At 68.8% G+C, this 23,185-nt stretch carries 18 protein-coding genes; 13 read left to right on the top strand and 5 right to left on the bottom strand.

Annotated features, from left to right (window positions below; translation table 11 throughout):
- Positions 1-152 precede the first annotated feature (152 nt).
- Complete coding sequence (locus tag ACIQWG_RS11135) at positions 153-470, top strand: hypothetical protein (protein WP_404093174.1); 318 nt, start codon at positions 153-155, stop codon at positions 468-470.
- A 31-nt stretch (positions 471-501) separates the two neighbouring features.
- Here the strand turns inward: ACIQWG_RS11135 and ACIQWG_RS11130 are convergent, their stop codons facing one another.
- Genes ACIQWG_RS11130 through ACIQWG_RS11120 form a run of 3 tightly spaced genes read right to left on the bottom strand, consistent with a single transcriptional unit; the run spans position 502 to position 4,316 of the window.
- Positions 502-2,583 carry a hypothetical protein gene (locus ACIQWG_RS11130; protein ID WP_404093171.1) on the bottom strand — a complete coding sequence of 694 codons (2,082 nt, stop codon included), beginning with the start codon at positions 2,581-2,583 and terminating at the stop codon, positions 502-504.
- A gap of 1 nt (position 2,584) precedes the next feature.
- Positions 2,585-3,238, bottom strand: a complete 654-nt coding sequence (locus ACIQWG_RS11125) for a DUF2225 domain-containing protein (protein WP_404093168.1) — start codon at positions 3,236-3,238, stop codon at positions 2,585-2,587.
- A complete protein-coding gene (locus ACIQWG_RS11120) occupies positions 3,216-4,316 on the bottom strand; it encodes a trypsin-like peptidase domain-containing protein (protein ID WP_404093165.1) in 1,101 nt (366 codons plus the stop codon). The genes ACIQWG_RS11125 and ACIQWG_RS11120 overlap by 23 nt, the downstream gene beginning before the upstream one ends.
- A gap of 420 nt (positions 4,317-4,736) precedes the next feature.
- Here ACIQWG_RS11120 and ACIQWG_RS11115 point away from each other — a divergent pair, with 420 nt between their 5' ends.
- The 4 genes from ACIQWG_RS11115 to ACIQWG_RS11100 all read left to right on the top strand — a co-directional run bounded on the left by ACIQWG_RS11115 (position 4,737) and on the right by ACIQWG_RS11100 (position 8,495).
- Positions 4,737-5,342, top strand: a complete 606-nt coding sequence (locus ACIQWG_RS11115) for a dihydrofolate reductase family protein (protein ID WP_404093162.1) — start codon at positions 4,737-4,739, stop codon at positions 5,340-5,342.
- 270 nt (positions 5,343-5,612) lie between these two features.
- On the top strand, positions 5,613-7,685 hold the full coding sequence (locus tag ACIQWG_RS11110) for a restriction endonuclease (RefSeq protein ID WP_404093159.1): 2,073 nt from the start codon (positions 5,613-5,615) through the stop codon (positions 7,683-7,685).
- Positions 7,604-7,879, top strand: a complete 276-nt coding sequence (locus ACIQWG_RS11105) for a S1 RNA-binding domain-containing protein (protein ID WP_404093568.1) — start codon at positions 7,604-7,606, stop codon at positions 7,877-7,879. Before ACIQWG_RS11110 ends, ACIQWG_RS11105 begins: the two co-directional genes overlap by 82 nt.
- A 289-nt stretch (positions 7,880-8,168) precedes the next feature.
- On the top strand, positions 8,169-8,495 hold the full coding sequence (locus ACIQWG_RS11100) for a hypothetical protein (protein ID WP_404093157.1): 327 nt from the start codon (positions 8,169-8,171) through the stop codon (positions 8,493-8,495).
- Between the two features lie 45 nt (positions 8,496-8,540).
- Here the strand turns inward: ACIQWG_RS11100 and ACIQWG_RS11095 are convergent, their stop codons facing one another.
- On the bottom strand, positions 8,541-9,377 hold the full coding sequence (locus ACIQWG_RS11095; protein ID WP_404093154.1) for an enoyl-CoA hydratase/isomerase family protein: 837 nt from the start codon (positions 9,375-9,377) through the stop codon (positions 8,541-8,543).
- 194 nt (positions 9,378-9,571) lie between these two features.
- Here ACIQWG_RS11095 and ACIQWG_RS11090 point away from each other — a divergent pair, with 194 nt between their 5' ends.
- Complete coding sequence (locus tag ACIQWG_RS11090) at positions 9,572-11,008, top strand: Yip1 family protein (protein WP_404093152.1); 1,437 nt, start codon at positions 9,572-9,574, stop codon at positions 11,006-11,008.
- 16 nt (positions 11,009-11,024) lie between these two features.
- Here the strand turns inward: ACIQWG_RS11090 and ACIQWG_RS11085 are convergent, their stop codons facing one another.
- On the bottom strand, positions 11,025-12,446 hold the full coding sequence (locus ACIQWG_RS11085) for a hypothetical protein (RefSeq protein WP_404093150.1): 1,422 nt from the start codon (positions 12,444-12,446) through the stop codon (positions 11,025-11,027).
- Positions 12,447-12,729: 283 nt separating this feature from the next.
- Between ACIQWG_RS11085 and ACIQWG_RS11080 the strand changes: the two genes are divergently transcribed.
- The 7 genes from ACIQWG_RS11080 to ACIQWG_RS11050 all read left to right on the top strand — a co-directional run bounded on the left by ACIQWG_RS11080 (position 12,730) and on the right by ACIQWG_RS11050 (position 23,181).
- Positions 12,730-13,830 (top strand): hypothetical protein, encoded by a 1,101-nt coding sequence (locus ACIQWG_RS11080; protein ID WP_404093147.1) that lies wholly within the window; start codon positions 12,730-12,732, stop codon positions 13,828-13,830.
- Between the two features lie 48 nt (positions 13,831-13,878).
- A complete protein-coding gene (locus ACIQWG_RS11075; RefSeq protein WP_404093145.1) occupies positions 13,879-14,643 on the top strand; it encodes a TIGR03936 family radical SAM-associated protein in 765 nt (254 codons plus the stop codon).
- A gap of 262 nt (positions 14,644-14,905) precedes the next feature.
- Complete coding sequence (locus ACIQWG_RS11070; RefSeq protein ID WP_404093143.1) at positions 14,906-19,009, top strand: Rne/Rng family ribonuclease; 4,104 nt, start codon at positions 14,906-14,908, stop codon at positions 19,007-19,009.
- 236 nt (positions 19,010-19,245) lie between these two features.
- On the top strand, positions 19,246-19,566 hold the full coding sequence (gene rplU, locus ACIQWG_RS11065) for a 50S ribosomal protein L21 (RefSeq protein WP_007381993.1): 321 nt from the start codon (positions 19,246-19,248) through the stop codon (positions 19,564-19,566).
- 14 nt (positions 19,567-19,580) lie between these two features.
- Positions 19,581-19,835 (top strand): 50S ribosomal protein L27, encoded by a 255-nt coding sequence (gene rpmA, locus ACIQWG_RS11060; RefSeq protein ID WP_404093140.1) that lies wholly within the window; start codon positions 19,581-19,583, stop codon positions 19,833-19,835.
- A 134-nt stretch (positions 19,836-19,969) separates the two neighbouring features.
- On the top strand, positions 19,970-21,415 hold the full coding sequence (gene obgE, locus ACIQWG_RS11055) for a GTPase ObgE (RefSeq protein ID WP_404093137.1): 1,446 nt from the start codon (positions 19,970-19,972) through the stop codon (positions 21,413-21,415).
- Between the two features lie 251 nt (positions 21,416-21,666).
- On the top strand, positions 21,667-23,181 hold the full coding sequence (locus tag ACIQWG_RS11050; protein ID WP_404093134.1) for an FG-GAP-like repeat-containing protein: 1,515 nt from the start codon (positions 21,667-21,669) through the stop codon (positions 23,179-23,181).
- Positions 23,182-23,185: the final 4 nt, after the last annotated feature.

The raw sequence follows: 23,185 nt of genomic DNA, 5'->3' as shown, positions 1-23,185 counted from the left end.
GCTTCCTGCGGGACACATCTCAGTCGCCCGCAGGGATGCGTGAGAGCCTCACGCCCCTGGCTACTGAAACCGAGGTAGGAGAGTTGTTGCACCAGCGCGGCTGGCGGACGGCATTCAGGGTCGCTGAGAGAGTTAACGCATGGGCCGCGCTGGTGAGCGCCATCGAGCGCGGTTACGGCGGCGACATCCACGGATACACCAACGACCTCTACTGCCGAAATTGGCTGCACGAGGCGTGGCTCCTGTTGGACGAACACATCGTCCAGCTCTGGACCCCGCAGATCAAAGTTCTGGACGACCGGTACAAGGCCGCGACCGTCGATGACGACGGCCAAGCACTCAACCGGTTCCACAGGCTGCCCGGTCCCGACCTGTGGTGGTGGCGACGACACCCCCGCATCCTCACCGGAGACCTCGGACGTTCGCTTCACTCGGCCGGTGCCGTCGGCGCCGACCCGGACACCGCATGACCCTCAGCCTCGATGGATTACGGGACAACTCTTAGGTGGCCTCTGAGGCGGATCGGTCGGGGTCTGATGGGCGGGCCATTGTGAGGGGTAGGAGATCTGCGGGGATCTCGGAAGAAGTGTTGCGGGCGGTGGTGAGCAGAGTGTCGAGTCGGTGGGCGATCTCTGGGACGCTTGTTGCCAGGCCGGTCTCGTGCAGCAGTCTGATCGCCTGCCAGTTCGGGGCGGTGGGGTGCCGGCCGAGTTCGTCCAGGAGCCCTTGTGCCGTGGTCCTGGCGATCTGTCGGGTCGGGTCGGTCAGCAGTCGGCGGACCGCCGGGTCGTTTGCCGGGTCCTTGAACAGGTGGGCCAGGTTGCGGGCGACCCGGAATCGGACCCAGTCGTCCCAGGTAGCCAGAAGCCGTCCGAGAATGCGTCCTCGCCATGGCTCGGCTACGGGGGCGATCAGTATCAGTCGCAGCAGGTAGCGTTCGTTCCAAGTTGCCTCGACGTATTCAAGCAGCGGGATCCGCGCGGACGCGGGCACCTTGACGAAGTCGGAGATCAGGCGGTTGCGTGCTGCCTGGCGGATCGCCACGTCGGGAGCGTCCAGGAATTCGCGGAAGACGCGCTGGCCCCAAGGGGCAGTCCACATCAAGTCGGCGTGCCGGAGGAATCCCTGGAGGGCGGCGCTGCGTACTCCGACCTCGCTGCTGTCCGCCATCCGCCGCGCCAGTCTGCGTACCACCTCGGTGAGTTGCGGATCGGCGCGGACGCAGCGGTCGAGCCCTTCCTCGATGCTCGGATGCCGCAGCGCGTGGTAGCCGCCCGTCAGGGTGCCGTGCCACAGGACGTAGTCGCGCAGCGAGTCGAGGGCGAGGTCGAAGGACGTGATGCCCACATGGCCGAAGTCGCCATCTCGCACCGCGGTGTCGAAGAGACGGCGGACCGTGTCCTGATCGATGTGTTCCGAGGACAGGGTCGCGACGAGATAGAGGAAGCCCTGTTCCACGAGAGTCAGAAGCCGGACCTGGCGGCCGAACTCCGAGGAGATGTCCCGATATCCGGGCAGTCGGGTGAGTGCTTCTTCCACGTCCAGGATGTCGCGGGTATTGCGGATGAACAGTTCGACGTTGTGCGGTACGGGCAGGGCGTTGGTGATGCGTGTGATGACGTACGGCGGTACGGGAGTCCATCGTGGGCGGTAGCAGGCGACATACCGCTCCGCGATCTCGTCCAGCTGAGCGGTGGTGTAGGCGGTCTCCACGGTCAGTCGCTGGCTCAGCGTGATCGTGTACTCGGCGAACGAGTCGATGATCACCTTGTCGAAGACGGCGGAGCGTGACGTGACGAGGACCCGGCATCTCCTGGCGGCCACAAGGTCCAGGAACCGCCGTAGGTTCGTGACGAACTCCGGCATGTCCACAGGCACCGTCGCCCCGAATGGGTCCTCCAGATAGATGGCCTGGTCGTTCGGGAAGAGCTTGGCAAGCCTGTCCTCGAACCTGCCCGGCGATGTGCTGAGCGTCAGGCTGAGCTGCTGGGAGTTCACCCAGCTGGGAGTGAATCCGGACCGCGAGTAGAGCTTCCACAGCAGTTCGACGGCGGTGAACGTCTTTCCGACGTGGGGATCTCCGACGATGAACACGACGTGGTGCCGCTCGAGGGTGGCGACGATGTCGTCGTACTGCTGGGGAGGCACGAACACAGAGGTGAGCTGTGTGTACGGGCTGGCCTCCGCGTGGCGATCCAGGCCGAGTTCGTCGAGGAAGTCGTCCAGCGTCCGGTCTTCGGACGTGTCCGATGCGGCGATGGCTGTGATCTCTTGTGCAAGCGCCAGTAGTTCGCCGTCGAGAGGGGAGCCGACGAATTCGAACGCGGCGCGCAGGATCGACACCAGCGGGGGTTCCGTCCCGGGTGCGTGGCGGTGGCGGGCGCAACGGTCTACGACCACGGCACAGAAGTCGATCGTGGAGCCGTCCACGGGGATGCAGTCCAGAAGGTCGGCGTCGAACGCGGCGTCTTGGAGGAGCGCTTGGCGCAGACCAGGTCTGTCGATTCCCGGGACGCGGCGCAGCAGACGCTGGGCCTGCTGGCGTATTCGGCCCGGTAGGGCTCGATGGTGCGGGTCGGTCATCTCAGCGCAGGAATTCCTGAGGGTCGGTCTTCTGCTGTCGGGCGAGGTCGACCAGCCGGCGCTGCTCCGGGTCGTTCCCGGCTTCCGCGATGACGCGGTCGTACCAGCGTGCGGCGGCATCCGACTCGCCGACTCTCCGGTACTGCTCGCCGATCAAGTACTTGATGGTCTGGGCATGTTCGCCGCTGACGCAGTTCTCCTCGATTGCCCTCTCGAAGTGCTCGATCACCTGTCGGCGCAGGTAGTCCTGGCCTTCGGTGCTCTCCACCTCCGGTTCGTCACCCCAGGCCCAAGCGGCCCGTAGATACAGGCTTCCGATCTCGTCGGCGACACTGCCTCGCCACTTGGCGATCCACGCGGCGTACTCGAAGCGGCGGGAGGCCGAGGAACGCTCGTCACGCACCAAGGGCGTGATGCGCTCGGCGATGAGCCGGGACACCTTCATGTCCACTCGGCCGTTGAAGGCGCCACTGTGGCCGGTGAATCCGCAGTTGTCGCAGGTGTGGATGAATCCCCTGTCCGGCTGGGATCCGCCGGCGATCTCCTGGAAGTCGGTGGTGACGCCGCCCATGTTGTTGGTGCTGCCGGTGACGTAGGACTCGAATGTCGTATCGCAGTTGGGACAGTCGAAGTCACGCGGGAAGATGGTCGTCATCGGAGCCCCCTTCGATGAAACGCGGAACGCTGGTCTGCCCACGCAGCTCGTCGGGAAGATGGGCGAGCACGCTTGAGAGCAGGATGCCCTCGTTGCGGTAGAAGAACCGGCCAGTTGTCGGCTCGGGAATCCTGCCCCCGCTGTGGTGGATCGCCACCACATGCCACTGGTCGTCCAGTACCGGGGAGCCCGAGGAGCCGGGGAGTGTGGACGTCAGATACTGAACAACGTCCCCTCCTTGGTAAGCGATCCGGTTGTGCTGGAGAGCGATCTGCTTGGGCAGTCCGGCCGGATGCTGCACGATATTGACGCGGTCCCCGGTCCGTGGAGGCGTCTTCGACGCGCTCAGCCATCCCCACTTACGTCCGGGCTGCCCGTCGATCGCGATGAGGGAGTAGTCCAGTTCGTCGCCCGGACTCGTGTGCAGGAGGCCGCCCTCAGCCGGCCGGTACTCACTGACCGGTCGGGCGCGGCCTTCGGCGTCGTCCTCGAAGCCGAAGCGGAAAACCGATCCGCGTAACTGCTCTTCACTGCCGATCACATGATGGTTCGTCAGTAATAGTCCGGGGGCGATGAGGAAGCCCGTGCCCGACCAGCTGCGGTTTCCCACCCTGGTCTCGACGTATGCGACGGCGGCTGCGGCACGCAGGCCTTCGGCGAGGAAGGAGACGGGCCGCAGCGTGTTCTCGCCGATGATCTTTTCCTGGAACTGGGCGATGTCCCGGTCGCTCAGAGCCCCACTTGGCTCGGGTTGTGGCGCCACCGGAACCATGAGGCCGTAGCGATCCAGGATGCCGGTGAGGAGCGTGCGCTGCTCCATCCCCACGAGCAATGTCAACTCGTTGACGATTCGCCCTAGTGCCTCGTGTTCCGGGGAGACGCGCCCATACGCGAGGGCGTGGGTCACCAGCCTGCTCGCCGCCACGTAGGGCGATCCGCTCAGGTCGACGTGGGTGACCAGCTGCGCCAGCCCGGCGTTCCGCACGAACTCGCCCCGATCGGCCTCGCGGGCGAACTCCGGTAGTTCCTTGAGTACGGCGATGAGCGCCGACCTGTCGTCCGGCGACAGTTCGACCATCCGGCAGTCCCCCTTCGGGCCGTCCGCACGACCCACCAACCAGCGTCACAGCGGCTCAGCGTCCACGGTATCCATGTCCGGGTGCGAGGCGCTGCCTATTGGTCAGAGGCCGCCCCATAACGGTCGTGGCCGCTCCCATTGACGGCGGGGTTTTGGGCTTGCTGGGGTGTGCCCCCAGATGGACTGAGGTGGGCGGGGCGCTCGATCGCGTGACGGCGGCCTTGGCGGGGCGAGCGGCAGTCACGCCTTCAGGCTGTGACACCGTCACAGAGCGTGCGATTCGACTACGGCCATCCGGGTTCTGACGAACCCCGCCTTGGCCTCAGGGTCCCCACACCTACGCGTTACTCCAGAGCGCGGCGATGAGTTTGTGACTCCCCGCCGGTCCAAGCTCGTGACGCCCTAGGAAAGGACACCGCCGTGTCGGAGCTTCTTGTCGACTTCATCACCACCCTCGACGGCTACGCATCGGGAGAGGGATGGCCCGGGTTCTGGGGCCTCGAGGGCCCGGAGTACCTCGCATGGCTCGGCGAGCAGCCCGAGGTCACCTACCTGATGGGAGCAAAGACCTACCGCCTGATGTCGGGCTTCGCCGCGGGTGAGGTCCCGAGTGGCCAGGACGAGTTCAGGCCCGAAGAAGAGGCGTCCGTCGACGAGCTCACGCAAGCGTCCAAGGTGGTGTTCTCCTCCACACTCGAGGAGCCACTGACGTGGGCCAACTCCGAGCTCGTCCGCGGTGACGCCGTCGAGGCGGTCCGGGCCATGAAGTCGAGTGGATCGGGGCTCCTCAGCACGATCGGCAGCCTCAGCCTGTGCCGGTCCCTGCTCCGAGCCGGACTCGTCGACCGCTTCAGGGTCGTGATGTTCCCGGTGATCACCGGGGCCACGGGCGATGAACGCATCTACGACGGCTATCCGGACGTCGCCCTGGAGATGATCGGGCACCGCACCTTCGACGGCCGTACCCAGCTGGTCGAGTACAAGCCCCGCGTACTCGAGCACCCGCCGCTCGGCGACCCCGCGTGACGTCGCGCCGTCCGCCGGTCTGGACGGCCGCCAGGCCGCTGGAGCCGCCAGGCCGGCGTCGGCGGACGCGGAGCGCGACCTGATAGGGGCGAACGGCCATCAGCGCTCTCCGAGGCCGCTGAGCTGCCTGAACGATCGGCTCGACTTGCCTTTGGCAAGTCGATGTCCAGGATGGTGATTACTGGATAAAGTCGGATTGTTACTACTGGTTGCGGGGGCGACCAGGTTTTGGTCGGCGGTGCCGACGTCCCTGGGGAGGGCAGGTAGCGCATGAGTCGTCGCTCTGCTGGTTTGGTCGGCGTCTGGGCCGAGATGCAGCGTCAACAACAGCGCCGGACGGAAGCTGAGGCGAGACAGCTCAGGGAGGAGGCTCGGCAGGCGCGGGCCTACCAGCGGCTCGCTGCTCAGGGGCAACGGGAGCATCGAGAGTTCCGGCAGGCGGAGGCAAGGCGGCGCACGGAGGAGATCGAAGCGCAGGTGGCGTCCTTGCAGGGGCTGTTGGTCGCTGGTTGCCAGGCCCCGGTCTTCAGAGCGTCTTCCTTGATGCGTCCGGAAGCGATCGCGCCCTTCGATCCAGGGCCGCTCGCTTGGCCAGTACGCATGCCGGACCAGAGTCAGAGCCAGTACCAGCCGCAGGGCGGTTGGACCGCGGGCCGGCGTGCACAAGCTCAAGCCGAGGCACGGGCTCGCTTCGAACGGGACTGGCACGCGGCACAGGCTGCCGAAGCACAGCGGCAGCAGCAGTTAGCGGCCGCACAGCGGGAGTATGACCGAGGGGCGGAGGCTCAGCGGTCGGAGGTACGTCGGCACAATGCCGGCATCGTCGAGGTGACCGCCGGGGTGCGGCGGGGCGAGCCGGACTCCGTGGTCGAGTACTTCTCGGCCGCGCTCTACTCGTCGACTGCCTGGCCCGAAGGGTTCCCGCGGCAGGTCGCCGCAGCTTTTGATCCTGCGGCCCGGCAACTCGTCCTGGACTGGGAGATGCCTTCGTACGACGTCGTGCCTGAGGCGAAGTCGGTGAGGTACGTCCCCTCTCAGGACCAGGACAAAGAGACCGCTCGTCCGGTGACCCAGCGTCGGGCGCTGTACCGAGAGGTGCTGGCGCAGAGCATGCTGCTGGTGTCGCATCAACTGTTCGCCGCGGACGAGTACGGCATCCTCGACTCGGTCGCTCTGAACGGCTTCGTAGACGCGCCCGACCCGGCGACGGGGAGGCAATCGCACATCTTTCTGGCGACCGTCATGGCTGGACGGTCGGACTTCACCGGGCTGCATCTGGAGCAGGTGGATCCCGTGAGCTGCCTGACCGATGCGTTGCGCGGCCAACTCACAGTTCGACCCGATCAGCTCACCTCGGTGCGGCCGAGCCGTCGGCCTCGGGACGTCGGCAACCATGTCGTCACACATGGCGGGAACGAGGAGCCGGATCTCTACGACATGGATCCGATCGCCTTCGAGTCACTGGTTGCCGAGGTGTTCCGCGCGATGGGAATGCAGGCGGTGACGACTCAGCGCTCGAACGACGGGGGCGTCGATGTCGACGCGCTGGACCCGACACCCATCCGAGGCGGCAAGATCGTCGTACAGGTGAAGCGCTACCGAGCGACGGTGCCGCCAACCGCCGTACGTGACCTGTACGGCACGGTTCAGGACCGCGGTGCCAACAAGGGCGTTCTGGTGACCACCTCGGGCTTTGGACCCGGCTCGCACACCTTCGCCCGTGGTAAGCCCTTGGAGCTCATCTCGGGCAGTGAGCTTGTCGATCTGCTGCACAGACACGGTCTTCGTGGCCGTCTGGGGGAGGGCGGGCGAGCGGCCCCCACGCGGACGACGCCGTCCGGTCCTGCGACCTCGACCGACGACTACAACGTGCTGGGCATGACGTGGTCGGGAAACGTCGCCTTGGACGTGTGCGCACTCGTATGCCGTGGCAGCCGGGTCCTGAGCGAAGAGCACTTCGTGTTCTTCAACAACCCGCAGACTCCGGATGGTTCGGTGCGAGCGGTGCAGGCGCACGCGCCGGACAAGGCGGCGATGCGTGTGTCCTTCGACGCGCTCCCGCAGGAGGCTGACCGGCTCGTGCTGGTGGCTGCCATCGACCCGGAAATAAACCCCGACGCGGACCTGACGGGCTTCACCGACGCCTGCATCCGACTTCTGGACCCGGCGAGGACGGAACTCGGCCGACTCGAGGTGTCGGATGGCCGCTCCGGGGAGACGGCACTGGTTCTGGGCTCCTTCCGGCACAGGCCGAATGGTGACTGGGACTTCGTCCTCGGTGGAAAGGGCTACCCACAGGGTCTGGAACAACTGCTCCAGGACTACGGCATCGAAGTGGAGTAGCAGCGTCAAGGCCTGCTTCGACATCTGCAACGGGGAGGCTCGGCTGTCCCTGCGGGCGACGCAGCCAGACCCCTTCGTGGTCCCGTTGCTCGGCGCCGGAGGATGCCGTACAGGTCGGCGATCAGCTGACGGTTGTCGTCACGGACGTCGACCCGGAGCGACGCCGACTGTCGCTCTCTCGGCGCCAAGCCTGAGCGACCGCGGTAGGGGGCTCATTGCCGGGCAGCACGCCCGGTCGGCCGCGTCCGACTGGCGGGGGGAATTCCGGTTTCCTAGCGTGGCGGTGACCGTGCGAAGGAGGCCGTTGTGGCGTCGAGTCGGCCGCCGGCGAGCGGTTCCGGGTGGGGGAGACCCGGTGAAGGGGATCCGTCTTCGGGAGGGTGGGCGGGGCCGGGTTCTGCTGGTCCGCCGACGGGGAAGCGGCGGGGACGGGCGTGTCTATGGGGGTGCCTCGGTGCTCTCGGAGCCGTAGCGGTCATCGTCGTGATCGTGGTGGTCGTCGCGGTCGGGAGGAGTGACGACCCCGGCCATCCGCCGTCCGCCGACGTGAGAATCACGTCCTGTGGTGTCGACTCGTCGACGCGGTTGCCTTCTGCGGGGCTGGAGATTCACAACCACAGTTCCAAGGCCTCGACGTACGGCATCAGCGTGGAGTTCGTTGCGCGGAACGGGACTCGGGTGTCAGAGGGCACGGCACTGTCGCTGACGGTCGCGGCCGGGCAGACCGTGAAGACATCGGCTGGGGGTGTGGACCAGGTCACGCAGCGGGTGACCTGCAAGGTGACGGATGTAAATCGAATGGCGGGCTGAGTGGGCCCCTGCTCCGGGCTGTGGTGCCCCGCGACGGGCGTCGTCTCAGTCGCCGAACTCTGTCACGGCCTTGCCGAGGTCGCGTTCGACTTCGCCGGGCTTTTGGAGGCCTCGTTTGGAGAGGTAGTCGAGGCGTTCTTGGGATTCTGGGAGTCCGACCAGGCTGACGAACGTGACGGCGTCGGAGCGGACGTCGGCCGGGGTCGCCAGGGTGATGTCGTTGACGGCGCGTTTGGCGGCCTTGACGCCTGCGGGTGGGAAGCCGGCGATGCGGGTGGCCAGACGCTCTACGAAGTCGTCCAGTTTGGCGTCGGGCAGGGCGCGGTTGATCCAGCCGTAGCGTTCGGCGAGGTCGGCGTCGAAGTCGTCGGCGCTGGTGATGGCTTCGATGGCGCGCGTTCGGCCCAGTCGGCGGGCCAGATGCTGTACTCCGCCGGCGCCGGGCAGGGCGCCGGTGCCGGACTCGAACTGCGCGAAGATCGCGTTCTCACGTGCCGCGAAGATCATGTCGCAGGCGAGGGCGAGTTCGTTGCCGCCGCCGCGGGCCCGGCCGCGCACCTTGGCGATGGTGATCACCGGGACGTGCGCCAGCTTGTACAGGAACATGCCGAGCGAGGCATCTCCCGGACCACCGGCCTTCGCGGCCTCGGCGGTGTACTGGGGGATGGCTGTGAGGTCCACGTGCGCCGAGAAGTACTCGGCCGAGGCGCTCTCGATGACGGCTACCCGTACGTCTCCAGGGTCGCTGTACAGCGTGTCGATGAGCGCGACCAGGTCGCGGACGAGGTCGACGCCGATGAGATTGAGGGGGTCGGCGTCGAGGGTGGCGAACAGGACGCCTTCTTCCTGGTGGGTGCGGATCGATGAGTAGGTGAAGCCCATGATCACTCCTTGGCGCCGAGAGCTGTGCTGTTCGGGGCGATCCGTCATTCCACCGTACGGGGGAGTGCGTCGGCTTACTCGTCGAGCGCGGCGGGGTCGCTCAGGGCGCCTTTGGCCTGCCGAACGGGGTAGCCCCGGGTGCGGGCCTGTGGGGTGGGTTTGAGCCTGGGGTCATGAGTATTCGCCCTTGGGTCGTGGTCGAGGCACCGGACAGTCGCGGTCTTCGGCGGGTGACTGTGGGCAACGAGACGGTGGGGAGTGCCTGGTCCCCGGGTGAGCTGCGGAGGATTCTTCGGCGGCTCGGGTTCCCGGAGGATGCGGATCTGGAGGACACCGCGTTCCTATGCTGGCGCGGGGGTGACAGCCGTACGTGGCCTGATCGGCCGTGGCTGCGGCGTGCGGTGCTGGTGCTGATGGTGGTCGGGCTGCTGGCTTCCATGGTGCTCAGTGCGGTGGTGGGGTGGCCGGATGCGGGTGGGGCGCTGACTTTCGCGCAGCGGATCACCGGGGTGCTGTTCGTGCTGTCGGGGCTGGTGCAGGGCTTGGCCGCGGTGGCGGCGCTCGACTATTGGGGGAGGCGGCAGCTTCGGGTCTCCGGGGCGGTGGTCCTGCTCGGGGTGCTCATTTCGCTGGCCACGGAAAGTCTCCTTCTCTTCATGTGGCTGGAAGAGAAGGAGTACACGCCTTATCTACTGGTTTTCCTGCCGCTCTGGTGCTGGTCACTCTGGGCGCTCGTGCTTCTTCTGCGGGAGAAATGCTGGACGGGGGTCCCGTGGCCCAAGAGGTTCGCGGCCGGAGTGGTCGCCACCGCACTGCTGACCGGTGTCAGCCTGGCGTACTCCACTATGTATCAACCTACGGCAGCTCCCGTGCACTTCAGCTTGAAAGCGAAGTTCGGGGATTCGAGGACGGATCGTAGGGTGTCCTTCGTGCACGTCCCGATGACGCTGTACCTGAAGAACACCGGCGGCATTCCCGTCTACGTCATCAATGACGTGTATACAGTGCGTGGGAGAACTCCTGAGTACTCAAGATATCCCGGGAACGAGGACTTGCTGAGAGAGTGGCGTGAAAGTGCGGGAACGTTGAGGAGTCAGGCAGGGGAGGCTGAACTCTATGTCGATAATCTAAGGAAGACCGTCATCAGCAGCGGTCATTTCTATGGGCCCGGCAAGTGGCTCGAGGTCGGACAGGAGTATTCCCTCGAGCGTGTTTTTCAGATTCCCAAGGATCCACCTTACGACACCATCACGGTAAATGTGCAGGTCTCCTATATGAGGAAGGACCGGGGGAAGCTGGATGTAGACGAGTTCAGCACTGCTCACTACACGTGGGACAAGAGTGAGGGGCAGTACTACTGCGAATGGCAGGGGTGTGGGCAGCAGCTCATCTATAGTGGCCGCGTACGACACAACAACAACCTCATCAACGTGACGCGCAGACCGCGCTTTGTGACAGCTGTCTGGTCACCTGGGCTCTGGTTCATCTCCTCCATTTCGTCACTTCGCTTCAAGGAGGCAAAGGGTGCCCTCAGGGAAGAAAAGCGCGAGCTGGACAGGTACGGAGCGGCGAGTATTCGGACTGATGCAGAAGTGCCCGTCGCGGAAATCCTGAGATCAGCCGGTCTGTGACGACAGCGTCGCCGTCCTACCCTCCGGCGCTTGCGAGCCAGCTCCCCACCGTGATCCCGTCCTCCTCCAGGTACAGGGCTGCCTGCGTGCAGTGGAGCGCCGCATTCCCGACGGTCTGGGTGAGTTCCTTCCCCGGTACGACCGTGGCAAGCTGCTCGATCAGTCGCCCGACGGCGAAGGGGCCGTGGCTGTGCTCGTCGTTCCGCAGTTGCGCGCGGACGTCGAGCACGTCGTCTCCCTCTTGCTGGGCCTTCCAGAAGTCCTTGACCCCTGTGCTGTTCCAGGCGGACGGGGTCATATCTCTCAGGCCGTTCGAGATTTTCCGGTCCGAGACGACCTCGAAGATGGCATTGGTACACACTTCGGCAGCTGCCCCGAGGGCTGCGTCCGGCGGATCCTGGGATGAGCCGGATTCCTCCTGCTCATCCTTCATACGAGTCGTCCGCTCCTTCATCTCCCCTTGGGCATCGGCTCGGTCCTCTGGAGAAGATTTGGGGTCGGTCGCCTGCCTCATCGCCTGGCTCACCTGCGCTGTTGCCTCCCCGAGTTCCTGCTGCTGTTCGTTGTACTCTCCCCGCACCCCCTGAGTTGGGCTCAGATGCTCCTGGGAGGAGCCCGATTCCTGCTGGGATGCCTTTGGAGCGGTGAGGAAGCCCAGTGACGAGCTCACCGGTACCGATGTGGCGCCGATGTCCCCCGCACCGTTGCCCTGCTCCACGGCGTAGTTCACGTCTTCGACGATCGTCGTCAGGTGCTCACTCTGCTTCTCCGGCGTCTCGGGATCGGCGATCGTGTCCAGCGCGCCCGTGGTCCGCTTCACCACCACGAAGAGCCGTGACCGGTCCTCGGGCGCCCCGTCCAGCCCCCGGCCCGCCTCAAGAGTGGAGGCCACCTGCTTCACGATCCCGGTCAGCTGGTCCCGCACCGCACCGGACGTGCCGTCATCGCTGATCACCGCCAGCGTCGCGGCCAGCGCCTCCGCGCTCTCGGTGACCGCCCCTCGGTCCTGGGGTGACGTCGACGGGTCCTCGACCGCTCGCAGGGTGGCGATCAGGGAGTCGACGGACGGGGTGAGTTCTTCGGGCACTTCCGCTCGCCGCTGCTCCAGAGTGGTCGTCACCTTTTCAAGTGCTTGTGACTGCTCCGGTGGGGGATCGGTCGTCAGTTCCTGTCGGTCCTCGGGGGGATCTGATGGCTGATCAGTGGGCGAACTGCCGTCCGACGGCGTCGTGTCGGGCGTAGAGGGATCGGCTGGTTCGGACGGCGGTTGGGTCGTCGGCGGCTGGGTGGTCGGTTCGTCGGTGGGTGTGGGTGGGTCGGTGTCACCCGGTGGGGGCGGCGGAGACGTCTGCGGTGGTGTCGTCTGAGCGGGTGCGTGGGGGGCGCTCGGCGCCGGCGGCTGTTGAGCCGCCATCGCACTCGTCACACCGGCCGGCAACGCGAGCGCCGCGGCGAGGAGGGATGCGTGGAGCCTGTGGGAGGCGTACCGCCTGGGGGTTCTGGCCATGTTGGTTCCAGATGCGCTGTGCGCTGTGTCGGGATCAACCGGCATCATCCGTCTGCCGACCCGGGCCCTTGAATCCACTGTTCACCCGCTCCGCGCATCCCGCAAACGCGAACGCCCGGCCTCGGACCGGGCGTTGTCCGCGGCCATGTTGAATCGGCACACAGTCGTGATGAACAGCGGGATCCGGACACGTGACGGTGGCGTCTCCACGAATATGGACCTTGAGAAGCCACCGGCTCGGCAGCAGCGGCAACCAGCGCCTGAGGGATGTCTTGTCGTCGCCGTCCGGCTGCCCGTGCGGATCGTCGCGCTGGTGCTCGTCGTGCCGGTGCGGATGGTGTGGGACGCGCTCGTCGTGGCGGGGCGGTTCCTCGACGACACAGTGCTGCGGCCGCTGGGGCGGGCGCTGCTCTGGCTCGGGCGGGCCTTGTTCGTGTGGCCGTTCGTGGGTTTGTGGCGGTATGTCGTGGTGCCCGTTGGTGTCGGGCTCGGGTGGCTGGGGAAGGTCCTCCTCGTCGTTCCCGCGGTGTGGCTGTACCGGTATGCGCTCACTCCCGTCGGGCACGCGTGCGCGTGGGTGGCGCGAGGGATCGGGGCCGGGCTGGCGTGGCTCCACGCGCGCGTGCTCACTCCCCTCGGGCACTACGTGATGTGGGTCCTCAGGGGGCTCGGCGCGGTCCTCGGCGCGATCGGGCTCGGCGTCTTCGGGGCCGTGGCGTGGCTGGCGCGGTATCTCGTCGTCGTCCCCGCCCTCTGGGTCTACGAGTGGATCCTCACGCCCGTCGGACGGGCCCTCGCGTGGCTCGTGCGCACCGTCGCCACGGGCATCGGCGTCACGCTGTACTGGATCACGCGCGTGCTGGTCGTCCTGCCCGCGCTCGGGCTGTACCGCTGGGTCCTCGCCCCGGCCGGCCGTGCGCTCGCCGTCGTCGGCCGGGAGATCGGGGACGCCCTCGGCCATGCGTGGCGGGTCGCCGGGCGGATATCGCTCGTGGTCGGGCGGTTCCTCGCGAACCTCTTCCGGTGGATCTTCGTCGAGCCCGTGCGGTGGGTGTACCGCACGGTGCTGACGCCGGTCGGGCACGCCGTCCGCGATGCCGTGCTGCGGCCCCTCGCCGAGGCTGCCCGCGGCGTGGGCCGGGCCACCCGGCAGGCCCTCACCGCCGCCCGTGAGTCGGTCCGGCAGGCGCGCGCCGACTTCCGGCGGATGCTGTTCGGGGAGTCCCGTGAGCGAGAAACGGTGGCCGGTCGGGAACCTCGGGGCCGCGAGACACGTACTCTTGGTAGCAGTACGACCGCACTCACGAAGGACTGAACGACACTGGGCAAGCGACAGCCCGAAGGCCCGCCGCCCGCACCGGCGGTGCAGCGCATCCGACTGCGCTACACCAAGCGCGGCCGCCTCCGGTTCACCAGCCACCGTGACTTCCAGCGTGCCTTCGAGCGCGCGCTGCGCCGTGCCGAGGTGCCGATGGCGTACTCGGCGGGGTTCACGCCGCACCCGAAGGTGTCGTACGCCAATGCCGCACCCACCGGCACGGGCAGTGAGGCGGAGTATCTGGAGATCGCGCTCACCCAGGCGCGGGATCCGGAGCAGCTGAGGGCTCTGCTCGACGAGTCGATGCCTACCGGGCTCGACATCGTCGAGGCGGTCGAGGCCCGGACCTCCGGGCTTGCCGACCGGCTCACGGCATCCGTCTGGGAGCTGAGGCTCGACGGCGTGGACCCGGTGGACGCCGGGCGCGCGGTCGCGGCCTTCGACGCCGCGGAGGCCGTCGAGGTCCAGCGCATGACCAAGAACGGCGTACGCACCTTCGACGCCCGCCCCGCTGTCGTCAGTCTTGAAACGCACAGTTCGGCAGCTGATAGGCCGACCGACCAGCCCTGTGCGATACTGCGGCTGGTTGTTCGGCACGTGACGCCTGCCGTTCGACCCGACGACGTCCTGTCCGGTCTCCGCGCCGTGGCCGACCTGGCGCCGCCGGTCCCCGCAGCGGTGACCAGGCTGGCGCAGGGGCTGTTCGATGAAGAGACCGGCACGGTGACCGACCCGCTCGCGCCCGACCGCGAGGCAGCGACGGCCCCAACCGAGGCCGAGCCCGCTGCCGCCGCGAAGGCGCCGGCGTAAGGAAGGTTCCGCGTAGGGACGGACGTCGAAGCGCCGCCCTCGTACTCGGGAGCCACCTGGGTCGGGCAGCGCACCGACCAGAAGACTTTCGCCAGGCCGTGCGCATGAGGCGTACGGAACCGGCGAGACAGGACACAGAGAGCTCCCGTGCGGCGCCCGCGCCCCGGACGGCGGCAGTCGCGCACCGCGCGAGCCGCGGACGTCACCGGCATGCCGCCGGACCAGGCGCGGCGCCCGGGAGCCTGACGGGAGAAACGCCCGCATGCTCGAACCGACCGAACCCAACGAGGGTTCCGAACTGAACACTCCCAGCGACACCCTGCCGCCGCGCCGTCGGCGTCGGGCCGCGTCCCGCCCGGCGGGACCGCCCGTGGCCGCCGCCGAGGCGGGGCCCGCGGAGGTCGTGGAGCCGGCCATACCGGCTGCTGAGGTCGCCGATGTCGCGACTGTGATCGAAAACGCCGAAGAGGCTGAAAAGGCCGAGTTGGCCGAGTTGGCCGAGGAGAACATCGAGGCCGTCGAGGCCGATGTGGCTTCCGAGGCCACCGACACCGAAGAGGCCGCTGCGACGGAGGAGGCCGCTCCCGCCGGTCGTCCGCGTCGTCGCGCCGTGCGTCGCGCGTCCGCGCCCACCGGGTCGCCCGCGGCTGCCGAAGCCGCCGAGACCGTGGTGCCCGTGACGGCTCCCGCGCCGGTCGCCGAGGTGGCGAGCCCGGACGCGACCGCTGTGGATTCCGCGGCGGAGACCGCAGAGGGTACCGAGACCGCCGCTGAGGCCGCGCCGCCTCGTTCGCGTCGGCGCGCGGTGCGTCGTGCGTCCGCCCCCGCCGCTGCTCCGGCGGCGGAGACGACGGCCGCGACGGAGGCCGTGGTCTCCGCGTCCACCGATGCCGACGACGAGAGCTCCCCCGAGGAGCCCACGGCCGCCGAGGTGGCTGAGACCGCCGAGGTCGCCGAAGAGGCCGCCCCGCGTCGTACGCGCCGCCGTGCCACGCGCCGCGTCGCCGCCCCCACCGCCGAGGAAGAGAGCGTCGAGGCGAAGGAGTCCGCCGAGACGGAGGCGCCCGCCGAGGCTGACGAGGCCGCCCCGCGCCGCACCCGCCGCCGTGCCACGCGCCGCGTGACCGCCTCGACCGCTGCCGACGAGGCTGCCGAGGCCACCCCCGCCGAAGCTCCCGCCGAGACGCTGGTGACCGCCGAGACCCCGGTGACCCCGGGTGTCGAGACCGAGGCCGCCGCGGTGGCCGGAGTCGGCGCTTCCACCGAGACCCCCGCGGCCGAGAGCGCCGAGGACACCGACACCGCCGAGGAAGCCTCTCCCCGCCGCCGTCGCCGTGTCGTGCGACGGGCCGCCGCCGGTTTCGCCGAGCCCGCCCGGACCGCCGCTTCCGCCGCTTCCGCCGCCTCCGGCGAGGACTCCGACGAGGCCCCGCGCCCCGCGCGGCCCGCCGTGGCCGTGTTCCAGGCGCCCGTGTTCACCGAGCCGAAGTTCCAGACGCCCGAGCGCGCCGCCGCCGAGGCCGCCGCCGAGGCGGAGACCGAGGACGTCGAGGAGTTCGCCGAGGAGCAGGGCGGCGCGTCCCGCCGGCGCCGTCGGCGTCGTGGCGGATACGCCGAGGAGCCCGAGACCCAGGGCGTCGAGGCCGCCGCCGAGGACGAGGCCGAGGAAGCCGAGGAGTCCGCCGACGACGCGGGCGACGGCGAGGAGGCCGAGGAGAGCGGCTCGCGTCGCCGTCGCCGCCGTGGTGGCCGGCGTCGTCGCCGCGGTGAGGCAGCCGATGCCGATGCCGATGGCGACGAGGGCGAGGAAGTCGCCGCCTCGCAGGCGGAGCAGGACGCCGAGGACACCGCCGAGCAGGAGGAAGAGGACGCGGAGGACGCCCGTGGCGAGGACGGCGGTGGGTCCAGCTCCAGCAGCCGTCGCCGCCGGCGCCGTCGGCGTCGCGCCGGTGACTCCTCCGTGGACACCGAGCCCGGCGACGGCGACCCCGAGCGCACCGTCGTCAAGGTCCGCGAGCCCCGCCCGAAGGCCGAGCCGTCCGACGAGGTGCAGTCCATCAAGGGCTCCACGCGTCTGGAGGCCAAGAAGCAGCGCCGCCGCGAGGGCCGCGAGCAGGGCCGCCGCCGGGTGCCGATCATCACCGAGGCCGAGTTCCTGGCCCGCCGCGAGGCCGTCGAGCGCGTGATGGTGGTCCGCCAGCACGGCGACCGTACGCAGATCGGCGTTCTCGAGGACAACGTGCTCGTCGAGCACTACGTCAACAAGGAGCAGTCGACCTCGTACGTCGGCAACGTCTACCTGGGCAAGGTCCAGAACGTGCTGCCGTCGATGGAGGCCGCCTTCATCGACATCGGCAAGGGGCGCAACGCCGTCCTGTACGCCGGTGAGGTCAACTTCGAGGCGCTGGGCATGGCCAACGGCCCGCGGCGCATCGAGTCCGCCCTGAAGTCCGGCCAGTCCGTGCTCGTCCAGGTGACGAAGGACCCGATCGGCCACAAGGGCGCGCGTCTGACCAGCCAGGTCTCCCTGCCGGGCCGCTACCTCGTGTACGTCCCCGAGGGCTCCATGACCGGCATCAGCCGCAAGCTGCCCGACACCGAGCGGGCGCGGCTGAAGACCATCCTCAAGAAGATCGTCCCCGAGGACGCGGGCGTCATCGTGCGTACCGCCGCCGAGGGCGCGAGCGAGGACGAGCTGCGCCGCGACGTGGAGCGCCTCCAGGCGCAGTGGGAAGAGATCCAGAAGAAGGCCAAGAACGGCAACGCCCCGACGCTGCTGTACGGCGAGCCGGACATGACCGTCCGGGTCGTCCGGGACATCTTCAACGAGGACTTCTCCAAGGTCGTCGTCAGCGGTTCCGACGCCTGGGAGACCGTCCACGGGTATGTCTCGCACGTGGCGCCGGACCTGGCCGAGCGGCTCCAGAAGTGGACCAGCGAGGTCGACGTCTTCGCCACGTACCGGATCGACGAGCAGCTCGCCAAGGCGCTGGACCGCAAGGTCTGGCTGCCGAGCGGTGGTTCGCTGGTGATCGACCGGACCGAGGCGATGGTCGTGGTCGACGTCAACACCGGAAAGTTCACCGGTCAGGGCGGCAACCTCGAGGAGACCGTCACCAGGAACAACCTGGAGGCGGCCGAGGAGATCGTGCGCCAACTGCGGCTGCGCGACCTCGGCGGCATCATCGTCATCGACTTCATCGACATGGTGCTGGAGTCCAACCGGGACCTGGTGCTGCGGCGCCTGCTGGAGTGCCTGGGCCGGGACCGTACGAAGCACCAGGTCGCCGAGGTCACCTCGCTGGGGCTCGTGCAGATGACCCGTAAGCGGGTCGGCCAGGGCCTGCTGGAGTCCTTCTCCGAGACCTGCGTCCACTGCAACGGCCGCGGTGTCATCGTGCACATGGAGCAGCCGACGTCCGCCGGCGGCGGAGGCGGCGGCAAGCGCAAGAAGCGCGCGCGTGCCGGTGCCGGGCCCGAGCATGTGCATGAGGCGTCCGTCGCCACCGAGCCGGTCGAGACGGCCGAGGAGGAGGCGGAGACCGAGGCCGAGGTGGCCGCCGAGGTCGCCGAGCCGGCCGCACTCGCCGAACCGGCCTTCGCGCCGGACGAGGAGCTGTACAGCAGCGTCGCCGAGGCGGAGGCCGCGGCCGGTCGTGGCGGTCGTTCGCGGCGCCGTGGCGGCCGGCGGGTGTCGGCTCCGGCGGGTGCGCCGAGGAAGGCCGAGGCGGTTCCCACGGCTCAGGACGTGACCGTCGCCGAGGAGGTCGAGCGCCCGGTGCAGCCGGAGTCGGCCGAGGAGGCGAAGGCCGAGCCGATGGCGGTGGAGGACGCCGTGGTCGAGGCCCCGGTCGCCGAGGAGGCCGCGCCCAAGGGCCGTACGCGGCGACGCGCGACCCGCAAGGTGTCCGCGCCCGCCGGCTCCCCCACGGGTGCCGAGGCCGCTGTGGTGACGCTCGGCGAGACCCAGGCCGAGGCCCCGGTCGAGGCTCCGGCGGAGCAGACCGTGGAGGCTCCCGCCGAGGCGGTCGCCGAGAGCGCCGCTCCGGCCCGTCCGCGCCGCCGTGCCGTGCGCAAGGCCACCGCGCCGACCGCTTCCGAGGAAGAGGCCGTCGTGGTCGTCCCGGCGTCGGAGGCGGACACCGCCGCCGAGGAGGGCGTCGCGGAGACGGCTCCGGCCAAGAAGACGGCCCGTAAGACGGCCAAGAAGGCGACGGCGAAGAAGGCCGCCACCAAGAAGACCGCGGCCAAGAAGGCGACGGCCAAGAAGGCGACGGCCAAGAAGGCGGCGAAGACCACCAAGACGGCCGCCGCCAAGTCGACGGCGAAGAAGACCACGGTCTCCGCCGCCACCGACGAGAGCTGATCCGCGAGGTGTGCGGCCGGTCCCTGTGACCGGCCGCACTCTCGTGGGGCCCGGCCCGGTTTGACCCCCTTGGCCATGGCCCCGTAACCTTGACCGTCGGCGTGTCCCTGGATATAGGCACGCCACATCCCCGTAAACCTCTTCCTCCGGAGCACTGGGTGTCCTGGAGAGGCTGTCCGCGTGCCGGACGGCTGGACTGCGGGGGTGCCGTTCCCGAGCGAGAGAGTGAGATCCGCGTGTACGCCATCGTGCGCAGCGGTGGTCGCCAGCACAAGGTTGCTGTCGGCGACATCGTTGAGGTTGACAAGATTTCCACTGCCAAGGTTGGCGACACGGTCGAGCTCTCGACCCTGCTCGTTGTCGACGGCGACGCTGTGACCAGCGACCCGTGGGTCCTGGCCGGCATCAAGGTCCAGGCCGAGGTCGTGGACCACCACAAGGGCGTCAAGATCGACATCCTTCGCTACAAGAACAAGACCGGCTACCGCCGTCGTCAGGGCCACCGCCAGCAGTACACGGCGATCAAGGTCACTGAGATCCCCGCGGCTGCGAAGTAAGGGACTGAGGAGAGATGGCACACAAGAAGGGCGCATCGTCCACCCGTAACGGTCGTGACTCCAACGCTCAGCGCCTCGGCGTGAAGCGTTTCGGTGGTCAGGTCGTCAACGCGGGCGAGATCCTGGTCCGTCAGCGCGGCACCCACTTCCACCCGGGCGCCGGTGTCGGCCGCGGCGGCGACGACACGCTGTTCGCGCTTGAGGCCGGTGCGGTGGAGTTCGGCACCAGCCGTGGCCGCAAGGTCGTGAACATCGTTCCGGTCGCCTGACACGACCCCTTCGGGGTTCAGGCGCCGTAGAGCGTTTCGCGAGGCGGACCTCACTTCCCTTCGGGGAAGGCGGGTCCGCCTTTCGCGTGTTACGTAAGAGACATTCCGTACATACGTTGATGGAGGCACCTACCATGACCACCTTCGTGGACCGCGTCGAACTGCATGTCGCCGCGGGTAACGGAGGCCACGGCTGTGCCTCCGTCCACCGTGAGAAGTTCAAGCCGCTCGGCGGGCCCGACGGCGGCAACGGCGGGCGCGGCGGGGACGTGATCCTCACCGTCGAGCAGTCGATCACGACGCTGCTCGACTACCACCACTCCCCGCACCGCTCGGCCACCAACGGCAAGCCCGGCGAGGGCGGCAACCGGTCCGGCAAGGACGGACAGGACCTGGTGCTCACCGTGCCCGACGGCACCGTGGTGCTGGACAAGGCCGGCAATGTGCTCGCCGACCTGGTCGGACAGGGCACCTCGTACGTCGCCGCGCAGGGCGGCCGGGGCGGGCTCGGCAACGCCGCGCTGGCCTCGGCGCGGCGCAAGGCGCCCGGGTTCGCGCTGCTCGGTGAGCCGGGGGATCTCCAGGACATCGTCCTGGAGCTGAAGACGGTCGCCGATGTGGCGCTGGTCGGGTACCCGAGTGCCGGCAAGTCCTCGCTGATCTCGGTGCTGAGCGCCGCCAAGCCGAAGATCGCGGACTACCCCTTCACGACGCTGGTGCCGAATCTCGGCGTGGTGACGGCCGGTTCGACCGTGTACACCGTCGCCGACGTGCCGGGGCTGATCCCGGGCGCGAGCCAGGGCAAGGGCCTGGGCCTGGAGTTCCTGCGGCACGTCGAGCGGTGCAGCGTGCTGGTGCACGTCCTGGACACCGCGACGCTGGAGTCCGACCGTGACCCCCTCTCCGACCTGGACATCATCGAGGCGGAGCTGCGGGAGTACGGCGGCCTCGACAACCGTCCCCGGATCGTCGTCCTGAACAAGGTCGACGTGCCGGACGGCAAGGACCTCGCGGAGCTGGTGCGGCCGGATCTGGAGGCCCGTGGCTACCGGGTGTTCGAGGTGTCCGCCGTGGCGCACATCGGGCTGAAGGAGCTGTCGTTCGCGCTTGCGGACCTGGTGGCCAAGGCGCGTGCCGCGAAGCCGAAGGAAGAGGCCACGCGGATCGTGATCCGGCCCAAGGCCGTGGACGACGCGGGCTTCACCGTGACGCGCGAGGAGGACGGCGGCGAGCTGGTGTTCCGGGTGCGCGGCGAGAAGCCCGAACGCTGGGTGCGGCAGACCGACTTCAACAACGACGAGGCGGTGGGCTACCTCGCCGACCGGCTCAACCGGCTCGGTGTCGAGCAGGAGTTGATGAAGGCGGGCGCCCGGTCCGGCGACGGCGTCGCCATCGGTCCCGAGGACAACGCCGTCGTCTTCGACTGGGAGCCGACGCTCATGGCCGGTGCGGAGATGCTTGGCCGGCGAGGCGAGGACCACCGCTTCGAGGCACCCAGGCCCGCGGCCCAGCGCCGACGGGACAAGGATGCCGAACGGGACGAGGCGGCGCGGGAGTTCGACGACTTCGAGCCGTTCTAGACAGCCGTTCTGGACAGCCGTTCCGACGACGCCGGGGCGCCGAGAGGCGCCCCGGCGTCGTCGTGTCCGGACCCGGTGTTGTCGTGTCCGGCCCCGGCCCCGGCGTCGGCCGGATCGGTGAACGGCGGGAGAATTCCAGGGGTACCTGAGGGCAACCACCCGGCATGCCGGTGAGTCGTACTGGGCGGTGCGGATGAGGATCTTGGTCCTCGTCACGCACTTCAACCGCCCTTCCGACCGCCGGAGTTGCCGTGCCCCCGCGTTCCCGCCACCGCACCGTCCTGTCCCGCCGCACCCGCCTGGGTCTCGCCACGGGCGTCGCGCTCGTCGCCGGCGCGCTGGTGGTCCCCGCCGTCGATGCCGCCACGGAGACGACGACCGCGACGCCCAGCGGCAAGCGGCTGCACGACGACTTCAACGGGGACGGGTATCCGGACGTGGCGATCGGCGCGCCGGGCACCGCTTTGGACGGCGTGACGCGGGCGGGCTCGGTCAGTGTGCTGTACGGCTCCTCCAGCGGGCCCTCGACCTCGCGCAAGCAGGTGCTGACGCGGCCGGGCGACGACTGGAACGGCGGGTACGGCACCGGGTTGCAGAGCGCCGACCTGGACGGAGACGGGTACGCGGACCTGCTGTCGACGGTCGGGCAATCCATGATGGACATCGGCGACGGAAACGCCCTCGTCGTCAACTGGGGCGGCCCCAAGGGGCTTTCGGGCACGGCGGTGACCTTGACCTGGGCCCCGCGGGACGAGTGGTCGGGCGGATTCACCGTCGCGGACGTGGACGGCGACAAGCGCCCTGACGTGGTGACGGGGAGCGCCGACGACTGGAACAGCGACACCCCCGACCAGGACAACGGGGACGGCACGGTGTGGCACGGTCCCTTCACCCGGACCGGGCAAGCCGCGAAGAAGGACTACTTCGCTCTCTTCTCCGACCGGGCGACGAGCTTGCACTCCCTGACGTCCGGTGACGTCACCGGCGACGGCGTCGCTGACATCGTCGTGCGCCTCGGAAGCAACGGGGCGCCGGACTCGCGTGCGGCCGCCCTCCTCACGGGCGGCAGCGGCGGGCTCACCCTCAAGGGCCGGCTCAGGGATGCCCAGGGCGGCATGATCGGTGGCGAGGACGCCGCGATCGCGGACCTGAACAAGGACGGGTACGGCGACATCGTCGTCGGCCGCTCCGACGACAGGTACGACAGCGCCGAACCGCCCTTCCGCGGTGGCGGGCTGGCCGTCGTGTACGGCGGTCCGAACGGCGTCTCCACCACTCGCAAGCCGGTGTGGATCAACCAGGACACGGCCGGTGTGCCGGGTGCGGCCGAGCTCGGGGACGGCATGGGTTCGGGCGTGTCCGTCGCCGACACCGACGGCGACGGCTACCTCGATGTGGCGACCGGGCTGCCCGGCGAGGACCTGGACGGCATCACCGACGCCGGCTCCGTGCTCGTCCTGCGCGGCAGCGCGAACGGTCTGACGGGCACCGGCTCCAAGGCGTTCAGCCAGAACACCAGCGGTGTGCCCGGGACCGCCGAGAAGGGTGACCGGTTCGGCGCGGAGAACGCCCTCGTCGACGCGGACGGCGACAAGAGGGCCGGGCTGATCGTCGGCGACCCCGCGGAGAACGCCGGCAACGGTTCCGTGTGGGTCTTCTCCGCCACCTCCGGTGGCATCGGCGCCGGCGGATCCTTCTCGTTCGGCTCGGCCACCATGGGGCTCCCCTCGACCGGAGCCAGGTTCGGGGCCTCGCTGGCGGACTGACGGC

The organism is Streptomyces sp. NPDC098781, assembly GCF_044759995.1.
GTDB lineage: Bacteria > Actinomycetota > Actinomycetes > Streptomycetales > Streptomycetaceae > Streptomyces.
The sequence above is the reverse complement of the archived record's forward strand: the minus strand, read 5'-3'. Positions and strand labels throughout refer to the sequence as shown.